This window comes from Verminephrobacter eiseniae EF01-2, assembly GCF_000015565.1.
In the GTDB taxonomy this organism is placed as follows: domain Bacteria; phylum Pseudomonadota; class Gammaproteobacteria; order Burkholderiales; family Burkholderiaceae_C; genus Acidovorax; species Acidovorax eiseniae.
On record NC_008786.1, the window covers coordinates 5,259,974 to 5,273,878 of the forward strand.

The 13,905-nt window shown below is 68.7% G+C and carries 16 protein-coding genes, 1 pseudogene and 1 riboswitch; of the genes and pseudogenes, 14 read left to right on the forward strand and 3 right to left on the reverse strand.

All coding sequences use genetic code 11. From position 1 onward, the window contains the following. Positions 1 to 51 precede the first annotated feature (51 nt). The 6 genes from coaD to VEIS_RS30955 all read left to right on the forward strand — a co-directional run bounded on the left by coaD (position 52) and on the right by VEIS_RS30955 (position 5,086). Complete coding sequence (coaD, locus tag VEIS_RS23080) at positions 52 to 555, forward strand: pantetheine-phosphate adenylyltransferase (protein WP_011812436.1); 504 nt, start codon at positions 52 to 54, stop codon at positions 553 to 555. A 10-nt stretch (positions 556 to 565) separates the two neighbouring features. Next, the gene (lysA, locus tag VEIS_RS23085; RefSeq protein ID WP_011812437.1) at positions 566 to 1,810 is read left to right on the forward strand and encodes a diaminopimelate decarboxylase; all 1,245 of its coding nucleotides are present in this window, start codon (positions 566 to 568) and stop codon (positions 1,808 to 1,810) included. 313 nt (positions 1,811 to 2,123) lie between these two features. After that, on the forward strand, positions 2,124 to 3,170 hold the full coding sequence (locus VEIS_RS23090; protein ID WP_011812438.1) for an ABC transporter substrate-binding protein: 1,047 nt from the start codon (positions 2,124 to 2,126) through the stop codon (positions 3,168 to 3,170). A gap of 71 nt (positions 3,171 to 3,241) precedes the next feature. After that, entirely contained in the window at positions 3,242 to 3,559 is a 318-nt protein-coding gene (locus tag VEIS_RS27275) for a hypothetical protein (protein WP_011812439.1), read from the forward strand. After that, on the forward strand, positions 3,525 to 4,442 hold the full coding sequence (locus VEIS_RS23095) for a fatty acid desaturase (RefSeq protein WP_011812440.1): 918 nt from the start codon (positions 3,525 to 3,527) through the stop codon (positions 4,440 to 4,442). The genes VEIS_RS27275 and VEIS_RS23095 overlap by 35 nt, the downstream gene beginning before the upstream one ends. A gap of 92 nt (positions 4,443 to 4,534) precedes the next feature. Continuing rightward, complete coding sequence (locus VEIS_RS30955; protein WP_232287784.1) at positions 4,535 to 5,086, forward strand: creatininase family protein; 552 nt, start codon at positions 4,535 to 4,537, stop codon at positions 5,084 to 5,086. Between the two features lie 101 nt (positions 5,087 to 5,187). On the opposite strand, the gene VEIS_RS23105 is transcribed toward VEIS_RS30955, so the two are convergent. From VEIS_RS23105 to VEIS_RS23115, 3 genes are all read right to left on the reverse strand, one after another. Continuing rightward, positions 5,188 to 6,000: a sulfite exporter TauE/SafE family protein gene (locus VEIS_RS23105; protein ID WP_041950302.1), complete on the reverse strand. Its 813-nt coding sequence runs from the start codon at positions 5,998 to 6,000 to the stop codon at positions 5,188 to 5,190. Between the two features lie 609 nt (positions 6,001 to 6,609). Next, positions 6,610 to 6,990, reverse strand: a complete 381-nt coding sequence (locus tag VEIS_RS23110) for a cell division protein ZapA (protein ID WP_011812443.1) — start codon at positions 6,988 to 6,990, stop codon at positions 6,610 to 6,612. Then, positions 6,987 to 7,211: a hypothetical protein gene (locus VEIS_RS23115; RefSeq protein WP_041950303.1), complete on the reverse strand. Its 225-nt coding sequence runs from the start codon at positions 7,209 to 7,211 to the stop codon at positions 6,987 to 6,989. Before VEIS_RS23115 ends, VEIS_RS23110 begins: the two co-directional genes overlap by 4 nt. 62 nt (positions 7,212 to 7,273) lie before the next feature. Continuing rightward, positions 7,274 to 7,518, forward strand: a riboswitch (cobalamin riboswitch). A 99-nt stretch (positions 7,519 to 7,617) separates the two neighbouring features. On the opposite strand from VEIS_RS23115, the gene VEIS_RS23120 reads away from it, so the two are divergent. The 8 genes and pseudogenes from VEIS_RS23120 to cobO all read left to right on the forward strand — a co-directional run bounded on the left by VEIS_RS23120 (position 7,618) and on the right by cobO (position 13,833). After that, entirely contained in the window at positions 7,618 to 9,492 is a 1,875-nt protein-coding gene (locus VEIS_RS23120; protein ID WP_011812444.1) for a TonB-dependent receptor domain-containing protein, read from the forward strand. Next, positions 9,489 to 9,647, forward strand: a complete 159-nt coding sequence (locus tag VEIS_RS29355; RefSeq protein ID WP_157048647.1) for a hypothetical protein — start codon at positions 9,489 to 9,491, stop codon at positions 9,645 to 9,647. Before VEIS_RS23120 ends, VEIS_RS29355 begins: the two co-directional genes overlap by 4 nt. Next, on the forward strand, positions 9,644 to 10,579 hold the full coding sequence (locus VEIS_RS23125; RefSeq protein WP_011812445.1) for an ABC transporter substrate-binding protein: 936 nt from the start codon (positions 9,644 to 9,646) through the stop codon (positions 10,577 to 10,579). The genes VEIS_RS29355 and VEIS_RS23125 overlap by 4 nt, the downstream gene beginning before the upstream one ends. A gap of 86 nt (positions 10,580 to 10,665) precedes the next feature. Then, positions 10,666 to 11,649, forward strand: a complete 984-nt coding sequence (locus VEIS_RS23130) for a FecCD family ABC transporter permease (protein ID WP_232287981.1) — start codon at positions 10,666 to 10,668, stop codon at positions 11,647 to 11,649. Next, a complete protein-coding gene (locus tag VEIS_RS23135) occupies positions 11,646 to 12,467 on the forward strand; it encodes an ABC transporter ATP-binding protein (protein ID WP_049774007.1) in 822 nt (273 codons plus the stop codon). Before VEIS_RS23130 ends, VEIS_RS23135 begins: the two co-directional genes overlap by 4 nt. Continuing rightward, positions 12,467 to 12,691, forward strand: coding sequence for a hypothetical protein (locus VEIS_RS27280; protein WP_232287785.1), 225 nt, complete (start codon positions 12,467 to 12,469; stop codon positions 12,689 to 12,691). The genes VEIS_RS23135 and VEIS_RS27280 overlap by 1 nt, the downstream gene beginning before the upstream one ends. 70 nt (positions 12,692 to 12,761) lie before the next feature. Continuing rightward, positions 12,762 to 13,035 (forward strand): annotated as a pseudogene (locus tag VEIS_RS30960) (serine endopeptidase); the annotation flags it as partial. Positions 13,036 to 13,263: 228 nt separating this feature from the next. Beyond that, positions 13,264 to 13,833, forward strand: a complete 570-nt coding sequence (cobO, locus tag VEIS_RS23145; protein WP_011812447.1) for a cob(I)yrinic acid a,c-diamide adenosyltransferase — start codon at positions 13,264 to 13,266, stop codon at positions 13,831 to 13,833. Positions 13,834 to 13,905: the final 72 nt, after the last annotated feature.

Sequence of the window (13,905 nt, forward strand, 5' to 3'; positions counted from 1 at the left end):
GCAGCGGCCAGCGCCCGATTGCGCCGCCCCACAGGAAGGAGACAAGCAGCCATGGCCCAGAACCTGCTCGCCGTTTACCCCGGCACCTTCGACCCGATCACGCTAGGCCATGAAGACGTGGTGCGCAGGGCCACCCAGTTGTTCGAGCGCGTGATCGTGGCCGTGGCGGCGGGCCATCACAAAAAGACCTTGTTTGCGCTCGACGAGCGCATCGAGATGGTGCGCGACGCAGTCAAGAACTACCCCCGGGTGCAGGTGGAGAGCTTCGCCGGCCTGTTGCGCGATTTCGTGGTCGCGCGCGGCGGCAAAGCCATGGTGCGCGGCCTGCGCGCCGTGACCGACTTCGACTACGAATTCCAGCTCGCCGGCATGAACCGCAGCCTGATGCCCCAGGTCGAGACCGTGTTCCTCACCCCCGGCGACAAGTACCAGTTCATCAGCAGCACCTTCGTGCGCGAAATCGCCGCGCTCGGCGGCGAGGTGCACAAGTTCGTCTCGCCAGCCGTGCAGGAACGCCTGCAAGCCAAAGTACGCAGCCAGGCAGCGCAGGAGTGATGTTTGCCCCATGTCCAGTCTGTTCTCGCCCGCCCAATGCTGGTCTTTGGCCGACCGGTTCGCAACCCCGCTGTGGGTGTATGACGCAGCCACCATCGTCGAGCGCATCGCCCGGCTGTCCCGGTTCGACACCATCCGCTTTGCGCAAAAAGCCTGCTCGAACATCCACATCCTTGCGCTGATGCGCGCGCAGGGCGTGCTGGTCGATGCGGTCTCGCGCGGCGAGATCCTGCGGGCGCTGGCCGCCGGCTACCAGACCGGCGCCCAGCCCGCGCAGATCGTCTTCACCGCCGACCTGTTCGACGCCGCCACGCTGGCCTGCGTCATCGAGCATCGCGTGCCGGTGAACGCCGGCTCGATGGACATGCTGCACCAGCTAGGCCCGCGCTCGCCCGGCCACGCGGTATGGCTGCGCATCAACCCCGGCTTTGGCCATGGCCACAGCCACAAGACCAACACCGGCGGCGAACACAGCAAGCACGGCATCTGGCACACCGACCTGCCGGCCGCGCTCGCCGCCATCAGGCAGCATGGCCTGGACCTGGTGGGCCTGCACATGCATATCGGCTCGGGCGTGGACTACCGCCACCTGGCGCAGGTCTGCGACGCCATGGTGGCGCTGGTGCGCGGCGTGCGCGCGGCAGGGCATGATCTGCGGGCGATATCGGCCGGCGGCGGCCTGTCTGTCCCGTACCGCAGCGGCGACCCGGTGGTCGACACGGCGCATTACCACGGCCTGTGGGAAGCGGCGCGCCAGCAGGCCCAGGCCATCATCGGCCACCCGCTGACGCTGGAGATCGAGCCGGGCCGCTATTTGGTGGCCGAATCGGGCGTGCTGCTCGCTGCGGTGTGCGCGACCAAGCAGGTGGGCAGCAACCACTTCGTGCTGCTCGACGCGGGCTTCAATGAACTGCTGCGCCCCTCGATGTACGGCAGCTACCACGCGATGAGCCTGCTGCGGCGCGACGGCGCCAGCGCCGCCGGGCGCCCCACCGTGGTGGCCGGCCCGCTGTGCGAAGCGGGCGACGTATTCACGCAAAGCGGCGACGGCCTGGTGCTGCCACGCGACCTGCCCCCCGCCGAGGTGGGCGACCTGCTGCTCATCCATGACACCGGGGCCTACGGCGCGACCATGTCCTCCAACTACAACACCCGCCCCCTGAGCGCCGAAGCGCTGGTCGAAGGCGCCCAGGCCCGGCTCATCCGCCGCCGCCAGACGGTCGACGAACTGCTGGCGCTGGAACGGGGGCTTTGAGCACCCCCTCGAGCATCCCTTTGCGCGCCCGTTCCAGGCCCGCGCCACCACGTTGGACACAGCGGCGCAGGCCAGCGCGCACCACGGTGGGCTGGCCGACGATGCCGGCGCGCCGCCGATGAGCGGGGTTGGTGCGCAGAACCGGCAGCGCAGGCAGGCGCACGCGCCCCAAGCCCCAAGACGGCTCTGGCATGTATGTTGCGCGCGCTGCTGCGGGCAGGGCTTTCCTTGGCTCATGCCCGGTCAGGGGCACCATGCCCGCGCCAAAGTGCTGTCGTGCGGCGTCTTTCATTCACTCCAGCGGAGTTTCCCGATGGGCATTTCCACCCCTGTGCGGGTATCTTGCGGCGCCAGCGGGCCGGCGGGCTGGACCCGCCGGCTGTTCAAACCCTTGCTCAGCCTGGTGCTCGCCGCCGCTGCAAGCGCTGCGTCCGGCGCCGGTCCGGCGCGCATGAAGATCGGCACCACGGTCTGGATCGGCTACGGGCCTTTTTACGTGGCCGAGGCGCTGGACCTGTACAAGAAGCACAACCTGCAGGTATCGCTGCAGGTGTTCAGCGATCCGGCGCTGATTGCGTCCGCGATTGCCAGCGGTGCGATCGACGGCGGCACGCTGACCTATGACCAGGTGATCGGCCAAGTGGCCGCAGGCCGGGCCCAGAAAGTGGTGCTGCCGATCGATTACTCCAACGGCGGCGACGCCATCGTGGCCGACAAGACCATTGCCAGGCTGGCCGACTTCAAGGGCCAAAAAATCGGCTTCAACCCCTTGTCGCCGTCCGACTTTCTGCTGACCTATGCCCTGAAGACGGCCGGTCTGACGGACAAGGACATCACCCCCGTCAGCATGACGCCCGAAAGCGTGCCTGCGGCGATGGCCTCCGGCCAGATGTCCATCGGGGTGACCTATGAGCCCAGCCTGTCGCAGATCCTCGGCCAGGGCGGCGGCAAGAAATTCAAGGTGGTTTTTTCCTCCAGGGAAACGCCGGGCCTGATTGCCGATGTGCTGGTGTTCGACGACAAAACCATACAGGCCAGGCCGGCCGAGATTTCCGCCATCATCGGGGCCTACCTCGATGGCCTGGCGTACATGAAGGCCAAACCGGACGATGCCGCCAAGATCATTGGCAAGTTCATGGGCGTGACGCCCAAGCAGGTCAAGGAACAGCTCTCCGGCGTGTACAACATCCCGATGGCTGAAATGCCCAAGGCTTTCGCCAAATCCGCAGACACCACCTCCTACTACGGCAGTGCCGAGGTGATCGGCAAACTGCTGCTGGACAAGGGCCAGATCAAGGCCATTCCTGCGATCGAGGCCACGATGGACGCGCGGTTCGTGACGGCCCTGACGAAAAAGTGAGCCGGGTTGCCAAACCATTGCCATTGCCAAGGCCAGGCCCGGACGCATTCCGCCGGATGGAGACCCACGCCATGCCATCCATCTACCGCCATCCCGATGGCGTCTGGCCCAACACCCTGGCGCTGGCCGCCACGCTGCTGACTTACCCGGCGGGCCTGGGTCTGCTGCTGGTGCCCGGCATGGGCTGGGCGCTGGCGTGCAATGCGCTGGGCCTGTTCCTGCTGGTGCTGAGCCTGGTGTCGCGTCACCGATCATCTGTCGGTCTGCGCTGGCCATCGAAGCGCATCGCGGCGTTGCATCGCTTGCCAATACAGCTCGGTATGGGCTGCGCGATGCGCCTTGCGCTGCGCTCCGATGGCGGCGCGCAGCCTGCGACATCTGATCCGTGACGCGACACTAGTCTGTTCCGCCTATTTCATCCACGAGTTTGCGCACCAGACGATTTTCAGGAGCGCGCAGGCGAATGCCCGCTGGGGCCTGCTGATGGGTTGGTTGAACGGCAGTTGTTTTGCGCGTTTCGACGACCTGCGGCGCAAGCACATGCGCCACCATCTGGAGCGGGCCGATGTTCTGACGTTCGATGCCAAGGGATTTTTGCTGCGCTCACCGGCGTGGTTGCGCCGCACCGTCGTGGCACTGGAGTGGGCTTACTTCCCTGCGGTCGAGTACCTGATGCGCGCCTTCGTGATCCTGATGCCGTTTCGCGCGGGCGGCACGGCGTCTGCGCGCCTGCGTATCGTGGCCATCGCGCTGCTGCGGCTGGCGGCGCTGGCGCTGCTGGCCATCGCCTCGCCCAAGGCGCTGCTGCTGTATTGCCTGGCGGTTCTGATCTTCATCACCGTGCTGCGCTTTGCCGACTGCTTTCAGCACACCTACGACGCCTATCCGATCCTGGACGACAGGCCCTTGCCGCAAGACAAGATACGCGACCGCGACTATGGGCAGGCGCATACGTTCACCGATGTGGCGGGCGTTTCCGACGCATGGGGCCATGCCCTGCTGAACATGGTGTGGCTGAACTTCGGTTTCCACAACGCGCACCACGAACGCCCCACCGTGCCCTGGCACCGTTTGCCGGCCTACCACCGCACGCTGTACCGGCCAGACCATGCACAGGTGATTACCGTGGGCGAGTTGCTGCACAGCTTTCATGCCAACCGCATCCGGCGCATTTTTGCGCAAGACTACGGCCAGGTGGGGCCGTTCGGCACACCGGGCCGGGCCGATCGCTTCGTGGGCGCCGTCGGCGTCTCATTTCTGACGGCGGTTTGACATGACCTGCCGCCATCGCGTGCTGCTGCCGACGGCTGCCGTTGCCTGGCCGGCGAAGGTGGCGCAACGGGCTTTACGAGAACCAATGGTTTTTGATCGAAGGCATCGACCTGGGCCTGCGCGACCTGGTGTCGCGTCATCGGTCAGATGTCGCAGGCTGCGCGCAGCCATCGGAGCGCAGCGCAAGGCGCAGCGCGCAGCCCATACCGAGCGTATTGGCAAGCGATGCAACGCCGCGATGCGCTTCGATGGCCAGCGCAGACCGACAGATGATCGGTGACGCGACACCAGAGCCGCAGCCGGCATTGCAGGTCATGCGGCTGGAGTACTGGGACTTTTTGACAGCCGCCACGCTGGCCGATGTGTTCCCGGACGGCTTTCCCGGCTTTGCGCTGGAACATGCGGCAGTGATAGAAACGTCGCTGATGCTGCACTACCATCCGTCGCTGGTGCGCACCGACCTGATCCCGGACGAGCCGCCGGCCGACTTCCCGCCCTACGACCTGTACCCGACGCCCAAGGACTGGGTGCCGCCGTCCGGTGTGTTGTCATCCGCCAAGGGTGCCAGCGCAGAAAAAGGCCAGCGCATGGCGCATGAACTCGCGCAGCGCATGGCGGCGGCCGTGGCCCGGGCATTGCGCTGATCGCGTTTTCCCCGGTGACCCCGCTCCCCACGGACGAGGGGATACGCGGGGATACGAGGGCCAAGGGGGATGTGCATGGCCCGTGCCGCTGGCGCGGTGCCTCACTGCACCACGCCCTTGTAGAACATATAGGCCGCCAGGGCGAACAGCAGCGACGCGAAAACCCGCTTGAGCTGCCGCACCGGCAGCTTGTGCGCGGCCTTGGCGCCCAGCGGGGCCGTGAACACGCTGCAGGCGGCGATCACCGCCAGGGCCGGCAGCCAGATGTAGCCCAGCGATGCGGCGGGCAGTCCGCTGATGTGCTGTCCGCTGATCACATAGCCCAGCACGTTCGCCAACGCAATCGGAAATCCGAGCGCGGCACTGCTGGCCACCGCGTTGTGGATCGGCACGTTGCACCAGGTCATGAAGGGCACGCTGACAAAACCGCCGCCGGCGCCGACCAGGCCCGACAGAAACCCGATCACGCCGCCTGCGGCCACCTGGCCCGCAGCGCCCGGCAGATGGCGCGTGGGGGCGGGCTTTTTGTCCAGAAACATCTGCGTGGCCGAGAAACTGACGAACAGGGCAAAAAAGATCGCCAGAAAGGCGCCCTTGAGCAACGCAAACACGCCCAGGCTGGCGCCCAGGCCCCCCAGCACGATGCCGGGCGCCAGTCGTCGGACGATGTCCCAGCGCACCGCGCCGCGCCGGTGGTGGGCACGCACGCTGGAGATCGATGTGAACACGATGGTGGCCATCGAGGTCGCAATCGCCATCTTCACCGCCAGGTCGGGCGCCACCTGTTGCGTGCCCAGTATGTAGGTCATGAACGGCACCATCAACATGCCGCCGCCAATGCCCAGCAGGCCCGCCAGAAAGCCCGTGACAAGGCCGAGCACACCGAGTTCAACGATCAGCAGAGGGTCCAGCATGGTGCAAGGAAGGTGGGAAGGATGAAACGCTGCGCCAGCCGTGCCGGCGCGCAAATGGCTGCATATGAGGCGGCATATGAAACCGGGCATGGACCCGCACATGAATCCACGCGCGCGAGCGCCGGGGCGGCGTTGCAAATCCTTGCGGCGCCTCTTGCGGCGCCTGGAGGCAGCGGGCAGCGCCAGGATTTGCGCGCTGCCCCGACACGAAGCGCATCGATTTCATTGTGTGCAGCCATTTTCCGGACGGCACACAGGCCGGCGGCGCAGCCGTGGCCGGGGGTGCGGTGGCAGGGATATGAAGGTGTCTGCGAATACCACCAGGCCCTCATCCCGAACCGGGGGTTCAGGTGGGCGAGGGCAGCCCGGCGTTGGGTTCATCTGACGCGAGATGATCACGCTCACCGGGCAATGTACCAAGCCCGGGCTCGATGAGCATTGGTTCAAGGAAATATAAAGCCCGGCGGCTTCGCAGACAGCGCCATTGTAGGCTCGTCGCTCCGTGGCGCGCGCTACCGTGCATCCACTGCGTCGTGCAAGGCGGCGGCGCCTGCCGCCAGGCACGCTGCGCAATCGGCTTTGCCAGGCCGCTGGCGATGCGGGGATGATTCACAACAACCGGCTGTCGGCCGCCAGGGCCTGGTCCAGCCGCCGGACCAGCATTTGCAGGTGGTGCTGCTCATCGTCTGCGGGCAGAAGGCTTGCCGGCCGTGCCGTGGCGCCCGCTGCCGGGGCGATGGTTTGCCGGGTGGCTGGCGCCCCGGATTTGCCGGCGGCTGGCGCTGCCGCCTCGCGGTCGGCAATGGCGAAGGCCAGGTTCAGTGCGGCCAGCACGGCAATGCGTTCGCGGGAGCGGACTTTGCCCGCATCGCGGATGCGCGTCATCGCGCTATCGACGCGCTCGACCGCATCGAGCAAGCGGCCCTCGTGGCCCTCGGGGCAACTGAGCAGGTAGCTCTGCTGCAATATCTGCACCTCGATTTGCTTCATTTGGCTTCTTTCGTGCGGGACGGGGCGGCGGGCAGGCGTTCGAGCAGGGCGTCGACCCGTGCGCGCGCAGCGTTCAGGCGCGATTTGAGCGCGTCCCGCTCCTGCGTCAGCGCGGCCACCTGCTCGGCCAGCAGCGCATTGGTGCGGCGCAACTCCGCATGGCGCAGCAGCAGGCGCTCAACCCGCTCGGCGATCTGGTCGATGGTGAATGGGGCTGCCATATGGCTTGTACTGGGGATTTTCGATTGTAGGGTGGTTACGGGTTGTGAACAGTCGCGCAAGCCGTACACTCGGTGCCGTTGGTGCTCGCGGTGTGGTTCACATGCCGCAGTTCAACGGGAAGCAGGAAGGTGCCGTCGTCATCCACGGCGCACCCGGCCTGCGCTGCCCCCGCAACGGTCAGCGGACGAATCATCCGATTCCCTCCCCCATCCATACGCCACTGTGTGCCTTGGCAAACCAAGCGCATGGGAAGGCTTGGGGGGGTGTTCCGCCAGCCCGGATACCGGCCAACATGGTGGCTGCGCGCGCCCCGGTGCATTCGTGCGCCGGGTGTTCGGCAAGCCGTATCACCCAAATGCTGGCGGGGAAGCCGGCGCGGGTCGTTTGTTGTCTGTGACGATTGCCATGAATATCCGTTCCCTGCCTGCGTGCCTGCGCCCCTGTGCGCTGGCCGTTCTTGCCGTCGGCGCCGGCCAGATGCTCCATGCCCAAGGACTGCCCGACACACCAGGGCTTGCACCGGGGCTGGCCGCGCCCGCGCTGCAAGATACCGTGGTCAGCGCCACGCGCACCGAGCAGCCCTTGTCCGACCTGGTGGCCGACCTGTCCATCATCGAGCGCGAAACCATCGAGCGCAGCGGTTTGACCGGTGTGGCCGACCTGCTGGCGCGCCTGCCTGGCGTGGAGATGGCGCGCAACGGCGGAATCGGCGGTGCCGGCAGCGTTTTCCTGCGCGCTGCCGACTCGCGCCACACGGCGGTTTTCATCGATGGCGTGCGGGTGGACTCGCAAACCACGGGCGGGGCGCAATGGGAGCTGATCCCGCTGGCGCAGATCGACCGCATCGAAGTGCTGCGCGGCCCGGCCGCCGCTGTCTATGGCTCGGACGCGATCGGCGGGGTGATACAGCTTTTCACCCGCAAAGGGGAAGGCCCGGCCAAGCCGTATGTGGGCCTGGGCCTGGGCAACCTGGGCAGCCGCATGTTTGACACCGGCATCAGCGGCAGCGCCGGGCAGGACGGCGCGTTCGGCTACACGCTCGGGCTGGCGCGCGACAGCAGCGCCGGCTTCGACGCCAAGACCGGCGTCGCCCACAACCCGGACCGCGACGACTACCGCAGCACCTCCGGCCACGCCCGGCTGGGTTGGCGCATCGATGCCCGGCACCATGTCGATGCCACGCTGCTGGCCAACCGCATGGATGCGGGCTATGACGAGTACAGCGCCGCCCCCCCCGTGGACGACCGCAGCCTGGGCCGCCTGCGCACGGCCGGGCTGACCTGGGCGGCGCAATGGTCCGGGGCTTACGGCACGCGCCTGTCGGTCAGCGATGCGCTCAGCCGTTACGCGAGCGCGCCAACCCCCTATCTGGCCGAGACCAGGCTGCGCGGCTACCTCTGGCAAAACGATTACCGCCGGGGCGCGCACCGCTTCAGCGCCGCGCTGGAGCGCCGTGAAGACGCGCTGCAAAACGGCCCCATCGACCGCAGCCGCGCGCAGGATGCGCTGGCGCTGGGCTATGGCTTGAGCACCGGGCGGCACACCGTGCAACTGAACCTGCGCCACGATGGCGACAGCGACTTCGGCAGCAGCAGCACCGGCAGCGCCGCCTATGGCTACGCCCTGGACGCCCACTGGCGCGCCACCGCCTCGCTGGGCAGCGCCTTTCGGGCGCCCACCCTGTACCAGCGCTTTAGCGCCTACGGCCTGCCCACCTTGCAGCCCGAGCGCAGCCGCAACATCGAACTGGGTCTGCGCTACGGCCAGGGCCGCAGCAGCTTCTCGCTGCTGGCCTACCGCAACCGGCTGCGCAACCTGATCGCGTTCGCCGAGGCGGGCCCCTGTGCCTCGTCCCATGGCTGCTACGCCAACAGGACGCGCGCGCAATACCAGGGGCTGACCCTGGCCGGCGCCTTGCCGCTGTCGGGCTGGCAACTGCACGGCGCGCTGGACTTGCAAAATCCGCGCGACCCGGATACTGGCCGGCAACTGGCGCGCCGGGCCAGACGCCATGCCACGCTGGGCGCCGACACGCGCCTGGCCGACTGGAGCGTGGGCGCCGAGGTGCAGGCCTCGGGCCGGCGCTTCGACAACGCCGCCAACACCAAGGTGCTGGGGGGCTATGCGCTGCTGAACCTGTACGCCAGCACCCGCATCGCCCGCGACTGCACGCTGCTGGCACGCATCGACAACCTGGCCGACAAAGACTACCCACTGGCCCGCAGCTACGCCACGCCCGGCCGCACGCTGTATGTCGGTGTGAAATGGGCCGCGCAATGAAGATCACGACAGCGCCGCGCTGCCCGCCCAAAGCGCGCAGCCTGGCTGGGCGCGGCCCGGCGCGGCGGCCGATGCAAGTGCGCGCGCTGCCCGCGCTGCCCGCGCTGCCCGCGCTGCCCGCGCTGCCCGCGCTGCGGCAGCACCCGTGCCGATGAACCCGGCCCCTGTGCGCCGCCTGCGGGCCATGGCGCTGCTGGCCGTGGCACTGCTGGCCGTGTCTGCTCTGGCGCGGGCGCAGCCGGTGCAGATCGAGGACGACCGGGGCCGCCTGGTGTCGCTGCCGCGCCCGCCGCAGCGCATCGTGAGCCTGCTGCCTTCGCTGACCGAAAGCCTGTGCGCGCTGGGGCAATGCCAGCGCATCGTCGGGGTCGACCGCCATTCCAACTGGCCCGAGGCCGTGACCGGCAAACTGCCCCGCCTGGGCAGCGGTCTGGACCCCGGCATCGAAGCCGTCGTCGCGCTGCGGCCCGACGTGGTGCTGCTGGCCGGCAGTTCGCGCGCCAGCGAGCGGCTCCAGGCGCTGGGCCTGGCCGTGGTGGCGCTGGAGCCCAAGACCCACGCCGATGTGCACCGGGTGCTGGGCCTGGTCAGCGACCTGCTCGGCGTGCCGCGCGCGCAAGGGTCCGACCGGCTGTGGCGCGAGATCGATGCCGGCATACAGGCAGCGGCCCAATCGCTGCCGCCCCGGGCCAGGAACGCGCGCGTGTATTTCGAGGCCGGCCGTGGGCCTTATGCGGCGGGCGCGGCCTCGTTCATCGGCGAGACGCTGACCCGGCTGGGTGCGCGCAATGTGGTGCCGGCCGCGCTCGGACCATTCCCGCGCCTGAACCCGGAGTTCGTGCTGCGCGCCGACCCCGACATCATCATGATCGGCAGCCGCGGCATGCAGGCCATGCTGTCGTACCCCGGCTGGGCCGGCCTGCGCGCCGTCCGCGAGCAACGCATCTGCGTCTTCAGCCCGGGCCAGTCCGACATGCTGGTGCGCCCCGGCCCGCGCATGGCCGAGGCGGCCCGCATCATGGCCCGCTGCCTGGCCGACAAAGCGCATGGGGCGCACGGAGCGCACGAGGCGCACGAGGCTCGATAGTGCAGACCAACGCCAACCCGCAGACCGCTGCGGCCCGGCCGGCATCGGGTGCCACCCCGCCGCCGGGCGCAACCCACCAGCGCGCGCTGCGCTGTGGCGCCTGGCTGCTGCTGGCCAGCGCGCTGCTGGCGCTGTGCGGCGCCAGCGTGGGCAGCACCGGTTGGGACAGCCTGCTGCACCTCGGCGACGACCCCGTGGCCTGGCAGATCCTGTGGAGCATCCGCCTGCCGCGCACGCTCGGCGCGTGGCTGGCCGGGGCGCTGCTGGGCCTGGCCGGCGCCGTCGCGCAGGGGCTGTTTCGCAACCCGCTGGCCGACCCGTACCTGCTCGGCAGCGCCTCGGGCGCGGCGCTGGGCGCGGCCGTGGCGCTGGCGCTGCTGGGCGTATCCCCGGTGGCGCCGCAGTGGCTGGCGCGCATCGGCATCACCGGCATGGCCTTCGTCGGGGCTGCCGGGGCCGTGCTGCTGACGCTGCTGCTGGCCCGGGGCGTGCAGCACCCGCTGCGCCTGCTGCTGGCCGGCGTGATCGTCGGCGTGGTGCTGGGGGCGCTGCGCGAATTGCTGCAGTTGGCATCGCCCGACATCCTGCAAGCCATGCAGGCGTTCACGCTGGGCAGCACGGCCTTCGTCGGCGCGCCGGCCTGCGTGCTGATGGCGCTGGCCTGGGTCTCGTGCGCGGCGCTGGCCTGGATGCTGGCGCGCGCGCTCGACGGCCTGACGCTGGGCGAGGCCACGGCCGCCAGCCTGGGCCTGCCGCTGCTGCCGATGCGCGCCGGGCTGGTGGCTGCGCTGGCGCTGGCCACCGGCACGGCGGTGGCGCAGACCGGGCTGATCGCCTTCGTCGGGCTGGCGGCGCCGCACCTGCTGCGCTCCATCGTGCGCGTGACGCACGCGCGGCATATCCTGCTGTCCAGCCTGATGGGCGCCGTGCTGCTGCTGGCCGCCGACATCCTGGCGCGCTGGCTGCTGGCGCCGCAGGAACTGCCGGTGGGCGTGCTCACGGCGGCGCTGGGCGGCAGCTACCTGCTGTGGCTGATGCACCGGCGCAGCACGCAAGGCGCAGGGCCATGAAGAACCCGATCGCCCTTGGCGCCAGCCAACTGAGCGCCCGCATCGGCGCCCGGCAGATCCTGCACGGCATCGACCTGCAACTGCCCGCCGGGCGCTGGACCAGCATCGTCGGCCCCAATGGCGCCGGCAAATCGACGCTGCTCAAAGCGCTGGCCGGCCTGTTGCCACGGGCCGCAGTGCAGGGCCGGGTGCAACTGCTGGGCCGGGCGCTGGCGCAAATCCCGGCGCGCGAGCGCGCCCGGCAGTTGGCCTGGCTGGGGCAAGGCGAAGGCGTCACCGACGAGTTGACCAGCTACGACATCGCCATGCTCGGCCGCCTGCCGCACCAGGCTTGGCTGGCCCCGCCCGGCCCGGCCGACCATGCTGCGGTGGAGCAGGCACTGCGCGCCACGCAGGCCTGGGACTGGCGCCAGCGCCCGCTGTCGCAGCTCTCGGGCGGCGAACGCCAGCGCGTGCTGCTGGCCCGCGCGCTGGCCGTGCAGGCCCCAGTGCTGCTGCTCGACGAACCGCTGGCCAACCTGGACCCGCCGCACCAGACCGACTGGCTGCACACCATGCGCACACTGGTCGCCGCCGGCACCACGGTGGTCAGCGTGCTGCACGAGGTCTCGCTGGCGCTGCAAGCCGACGACATGGTGCTGATGGCCGCAGGCCGCGTGCTGCACCAAGGCCGTTGCACCGCGCCCGCCACCCATGCCGCGCTCGAACAGGTGTTCGGGCAGCGCATCCTGGTGCGGCATTTGCAAGGGATGTGGCTGGCATTGCCGGCGCTCGGGGGCGGGCAATATACCCCTCCAGACACACCGCCGGGCGTTTAGTGTCGCGTCACGGATCATCTGTCGGTCCGCGCTGGCCATCGAAGCGCATCGCGGCGTTGCATCGCTTGCCAATACGCTCGGTATGGGCTGCGCGATGCGCCTTGCGCTGCGCTCCGATGGCTGCGCGCAGCCTACGACATCTGATCCGTGACGCGACACTAGTCTTCGGCGCGCTGCATGTCCATCGGGAGCGTGCAACGATCCGCAGGGCGCAAGGAGGCTGAAATGTCAAAGGCCCCGCCCGCCCCATCGCAGCAGCGACACACGCCCAGCGTTGCACGCCATCTGGCGCAGAAAAAGCAGGCCGAGGCACTGCCCGACCTGGAGCGCCGCAAGGAACTTGGCCATGACCTGTCCCTGGCGCGCCTGGCCAAGAGCGTCTGCCCAGGCTGTGAGCGCCCGACCGACCTGAAGAATGAGCAGATCGATTTTTGCCCGCACTGCGGCATCAGCCTGTTTCACCGCTGCGGGCAGTGCAGCGCTCGCAAGAGCGCTTTTGCACGCTATTGCACGCTTTTGCCATGCCTGTGGAACAGGGGCGAGTGGGGCAGCCGCCTTGCTTGGCTGATCATGCCGGCCCGCGCTGCGGCCAGAGGCTTTTGCAAAGCACACCGCCGCCGATGTGGAAAAATGGCGCAAAGTGGCCAGCGGCGCAACAATCCGGCCCGATGGACCGCGACCGGCAGCGCCGGGAAAACTCCCCCGCTGCCGTGCACGCACAAGGCCGGCGGATCCACCGGTTTCAGCCGGCCGACGGCGGCTGAAAAAAGACCATCCCCCGCAGAAAGCACTTCCCATGCAGATCGAATCCCCTCCCACCGAAAAGCACCATGCAAAAGCCACCGGCGAGCGCCGCGGGCTGCTCATCGTCAACACCGGCGACGGCAAGGGCAAGAGCACGGCGGCCTTTGGCCTGGCGCTGCGGGCCCATGGCCGGGGCAAGGCGGTGAAGATTTACCAGTTCATGAAGGTGCCCACGGCGCGCTTTGGCGAGCACCGCTCGTTCGAGAAAATCGGCATTGCCATCGAAGGTCTGGGCGACGGCTTCAGTTGGCAGAGCAAGGACCTGGAGCACTCGGCCCAGTTGGCCCGCGACGGCTGGGACAAGGCGCGCGCGGCCATCGTGTCGGGCGCGTACTTCCTGGTGGTGCTCGACGAGATCACCTACCCGCTGATCTACGGCTGGCTGCCGCTCGATGACGTGCTGCAAACGCTGCGCGAACGCCCGCGCGATGTGCACCTGTGCCTGACCGGTCGCCGCTGCCCGCCCGAGATCATCGCGCTGGCGGACACCGTGACCGAGATGAAAATGGTCAAGCACGCATTCGATGCCGGCATTCCCGCGCAGCGCGGCATCGAAGATTGAAGCCGCGCCATGCCCGGGCATCGACATCGACATCGGCATTGCGCCTGCGCCGGCCTGGCGGCTGCGCCGCCC

Bases quoted from the DNA above. Each gene is read 5' to 3' on its own strand.
- lysA (WP_011812437.1), top strand. From the start codon at position 566: ATGTCCAGTCTGTTCTCGCCCGCCCAATGCTGGTCTTTGGCCGACCGG.
- VEIS_RS29355 (WP_157048647.1), top strand. From the start codon at position 9,489: ATGAAGATCACGACAGCGCCGCGCTGCCCGCCCAAAGCGCGCAGCCTG.
- VEIS_RS23110 (WP_011812443.1), bottom strand. From the start codon at position 6,990: ATGAAGCAAATCGAGGTGCAGATATTGCAGCAGAGCTACCTGCTCAGT.
- VEIS_RS23125 (WP_011812445.1), top strand. From the start codon at position 9,644: ATGAACCCGGCCCCTGTGCGCCGCCTGCGGGCCATGGCGCTGCTGGCC.
- VEIS_RS23135 (WP_049774007.1), top strand. From the start codon at position 11,646: ATGAAGAACCCGATCGCCCTTGGCGCCAGCCAACTGAGCGCCCGCATC.
- VEIS_RS23090 (WP_011812438.1), top strand. From the start codon at position 2,124: ATGGGCATTTCCACCCCTGTGCGGGTATCTTGCGGCGCCAGCGGGCCG.
- VEIS_RS27275 (WP_011812439.1), top strand. From the start codon at position 3,242: ATGCCATCCATCTACCGCCATCCCGATGGCGTCTGGCCCAACACCCTG.
- coaD (WP_011812436.1), top strand. From the start codon at position 52: ATGGCCCAGAACCTGCTCGCCGTTTACCCCGGCACCTTCGACCCGATC.
- VEIS_RS23095 (WP_011812440.1), top strand. From the start codon at position 3,525: ATGGCGGCGCGCAGCCTGCGACATCTGATCCGTGACGCGACACTAGTC.
- VEIS_RS23120 (WP_011812444.1), top strand. From the start codon at position 7,618: ATGAATATCCGTTCCCTGCCTGCGTGCCTGCGCCCCTGTGCGCTGGCC.
- VEIS_RS23115 (WP_041950303.1), bottom strand. From the start codon at position 7,211: ATGGCAGCCCCATTCACCATCGACCAGATCGCCGAGCGGGTTGAGCGC.
- cobO (WP_011812447.1), top strand. From the start codon at position 13,264: ATGCAGATCGAATCCCCTCCCACCGAAAAGCACCATGCAAAAGCCACC.
- VEIS_RS23105 (WP_041950302.1), bottom strand. From the start codon at position 6,000: ATGCTGGACCCTCTGCTGATCGTTGAACTCGGTGTGCTCGGCCTTGTC.